This window comes from Candidatus Sodalis sp. SoCistrobi, assembly GCF_900143145.1.
GTDB lineage: Bacteria > Pseudomonadota > Gammaproteobacteria > Enterobacterales > Enterobacteriaceae > SoCistrobi.
In genome coordinates this window covers 1-3,264 of sequence record NZ_FRDB01000275.1, presented here as the reverse complement: position 1 = coordinate 3,264, position 3,264 = coordinate 1, and the positions used below count along the sequence as shown (strand labels likewise).

Genomic DNA, 3,264 nt, shown 5'->3' with positions numbered 1-3,264 from the left:
TTTACGTACCCACATTAAACGTCTTGCTCGTAAGACCATTTGCTTTTCAAAATCAGAAACGATGCATGACAAGATCATTGGATGGTATATGACCATTCACCATTATCAGCAAATCTGAGTCATGACCGAATTCCCCGTCCTGCTGCAGCCGCTTGTCGTCGAAACGGGGTGAGGCGACCCAGTGCGCGAGGGCGTAGGCGCTGATGCCGTTCGTCAGCGTCCGCCACAGCGGCGTGTCGTTTTCCATCTGGTAACACGCCATGCCGACATAATCATTCAGCGCTTGCCATTCCAGCTCCAGCCGCTGTTTCAGCGCTTTATCGGTCACTTGGGAAAATTGCACCAGCGGGCTTTGCCGCTCGCCCAGAAGACCATAGGTAATGAGGGCCATAGTACGTGGCCTGCGGCGCAGCGACAGCCATAATATAAACTTGGGGATACGGAAAGTAATCGACTGCACGCTCAGGCGCAGCTCGCCCTCTTTGGTCAGGACCAGACCACTCGCTGTGCCGCGTTTGTCTTGATAACGGTGAATAATCACCACACTATGGGCGCCCATCCAGCCGGTGACATAATGCTCCCGTTCACTGGCATTGATACGCAGGTCGCTAACGATATGGTCAATGGTTTCGACGGTAAGCGTCCCCAGGGGGTGGGCCTCGGCCGCGCTGTAATAGAGCGACGGCGGCAAAACGGGGTCAGGGGTAAAGAGCGGCATAGCGGCATCCTGAGGTGAAAAATATAGCATATAGCTTAACTCAGGTTGTTATACAGATTCCCCTTTGACCCGCCGAAAACTGTTATTAATGTGCGTAAGATCAAATCAGCGCCGCGCGGGCGCTTGTTACCACGCCGTTTAAGCCAGCAGGGGGCACTGTGGCGGTAAGCGGCAGGTTAGCGCGGCGGGGATCACGGTGATGTGGAACTGGCGGCCGCGCAACGGTTCCCCGTCCAGATTGAAGATGATCTCGTTCGGCGCATCCACCTGCAGCCACGACAGCGAGGCGCTGAGGGATTGCGGCTGGTCATCGCCGTTGGACAAACTATTGATAAGCGTCGGTAGCCACTCTTCCGAGGCGATAATGCGCAATTGCAACCGACCGTCGTTGATAAGCGCACCTGGACAAAGGGCCTGGCCACCACCTGCCAGGCGACCGTTACCGATACCGATAACCAGCGCATCGCCCTGCCAGTGGAAACCCGGTCTGCGAATTTCGCAACTGTCGGCCTTAAGGGTATCCATGCGCAGCAGGCCATGGATGAAATAGGAGGCGCCACCCAGTGCCGACTTCAGTTTTTCCGGGGTTTCGGTGGTGATGCGGGTGCCAAAGCCGCCGGTGGCCATGTTGATGAAAAAACGGTCGTTATTGACCTGGGCGATATCGATCGGCACCGGTTTGCCGGCGACCTCGTTGATGGTGCCATCGCCGCCGCCGGCGATGACGGTGGCGACGCCGCGCTCAACCGCTTCCGCCACATAGCGCTGCGCGTCGCCGTGTTCCCAGGTAACGCGCACGAAGAGCGGGTAGCCTTCCTGACGATAATAGTTGACCGCCTGGCGCAGCTCTCCATTGCCGGCGCTTTTTCCGTTAAGGATAAGGAGCGACGCCGACTGTTTTGGCACCTGTGCTTCCATTGAGGCTGTTTCCTTGCTGAAATCGATGGGTTTGCCCCCCCGCGGAGGCCGCATTTATTAAGCATAGATACTATCTTGGACGATGGAAAAGTCGAGCGTCGGCGAGAGGGATTTTCACAATGCGTAAACTGGGCGAATGCTATGCCAGATGCGGGACGGAAAGGGGAAAATAAAGTGCCAGCTCAAGGGAGGATGAGCTGGCAAAAGAGGTGGTCCTGGTGAGTAACTGGTCGTTGTTTTCCATTTTTTTCAGCAAATGGATTATACCCCGTTGCCGGCAGCGGGATTGTGACCCAATTCTAATTACTGGGTAAAAATCAGGCGATAGCGGCGTTCGGCCTGCCGTGGGGCTGACGGGTGGTGGTACCGTCAAGATTGCGCAACAGCAGCGCATAGTGCAGATTGACCTCCGAGGGTACCGGCAGGTAAACCGTGTGGCCGTTACCGGGGGCGACATCAATGGCTTGGTCCCGGCTATTGGTCATGTTTTCCACGGTAAAGCAGAGGTTGCCCTGCGGGGTCATCAGTTCAACGCTGTCGCCGCGGGAGAACTTGTTTTTCACCAGCACTTCCGCCCGCTCGCCGCTGAATTCGCCGACGAATTGCTGCCGGTCGGATACCGAGTAGCCATAGTCATAGTTTTGCAATTCCTGATGCGTATGGCGGCGCAAGAAACCTTCGGTATAACCGCGGTGCGCCAGCCCTTCCAGCGTGCTAAGCAGGCTGGGATCAAAAGGCTTGCCGGCGACCGCGTCGTCAATCGCCCGGCGATAGACCTGGGCGGTACGGGCGCAGTAATAAAACGACTTGGTGCGCCCCTCGATTTTCAGCGAGTGGACGCCGATGCCCGCCAGTCTTTCCACATGCTGCACCGCGCGCAGGTCACGTGAATTCATGATATAGGTGCCGTGCTGATCCTCGAAGGCGGACATGTATTCGCCGGGACGTTGGCTTTCTTCAAGCATGAACACGCGATCCGTCGGTGCCCCTTCCCCCAGCGGCGCGTCGATTTCCGTCACCGGGATGTGCTGGTGGACGATATTGCCTACTTCATCTTGCTGGCCTTCATGTACCCGATATTCCCAGCGGCAGGCGTTGGTGCAGGTGCCCTGATTCGGATCCCGCTTGTTGATATAGCCCGACAGCAGGCAGCGCCCGGAGTAGGCCATACACAGCGCGCCGTGGACAAACACCTCGATCTCCATGTCCGGCACCCGGGCGCGGATTTCGCCTATTTCCTCAAGCGAAAGCTCGCGCGACAAAATCACCCGGCTCAGGCCGGCCTGTTGCCAAAATTTTACCGTTGCCCAGTTGACCGCGTTGGCTTGTACCGACAAATGAATCGGCATAGCAGGAAAATGAATAACCCCGAGTTTATTAGAGAGTAATTTTGGCAATACTACGCCGCTTCCTCTGATGCTAATTGCAAAGCGTAATAGTTCATTTCGGCTTCAGTAGGAGGGATGTAACCCAGCCGCCCGAGCAGCCTTCTGTTGTTGTACCAGTCCACCCAGTCCAGCGTGGCCAACTCCACTTCCGTCCGGTTTTTCCAGCTCCCGCGGTGGATAACCTCCGTTTTGTACAACCCGTTGATACTCTCTGCCATCGCATTATCGTAGGAGTCGCCG

General features: G+C 56.6%; 3 protein-coding genes and 1 pseudogene. 1 reads left to right on the top strand and 3 read right to left on the bottom strand.

Annotated elements, in window-relative coordinates; genetic code table 11:
• Window positions 1–118: IS1 family transposase (locus CINSTRO3249_RS14305; protein WP_217265379.1), on the top strand; the 118-nt coding region annotated here is incomplete at its 5' end.
• 738 nt (window positions 119–856) lie between these two features.
• Here the strand turns inward: CINSTRO3249_RS14305 and CINSTRO3249_RS14300 are convergent.
• The 3 genes and pseudogenes from CINSTRO3249_RS14300 to CINSTRO3249_RS14290 form a co-directional block, all read right to left on the bottom strand.
• The gene (locus CINSTRO3249_RS14300) at window positions 857–1,624 is read right to left on the bottom strand and encodes a lipid kinase YegS (protein WP_371441389.1); all 768 of its coding nucleotides are present in this window, start codon (window positions 1,622–1,624) and stop codon (window positions 857–859) included.
• Between the two features lie 329 nt (window positions 1,625–1,953).
• Window positions 1,954–2,997, bottom strand: a pseudogene (yegQ, locus tag CINSTRO3249_RS14295) (tRNA 5-hydroxyuridine modification protein YegQ); the annotation flags it as partial.
• 38 nt (window positions 2,998–3,035) lie between these two features.
• Window positions 3,036–3,264, bottom strand: a 229-nt coding sequence (locus CINSTRO3249_RS14290; protein ID WP_143146879.1) for an integrase core domain-containing protein, incomplete at its 5' end; no start/stop codon positions are given.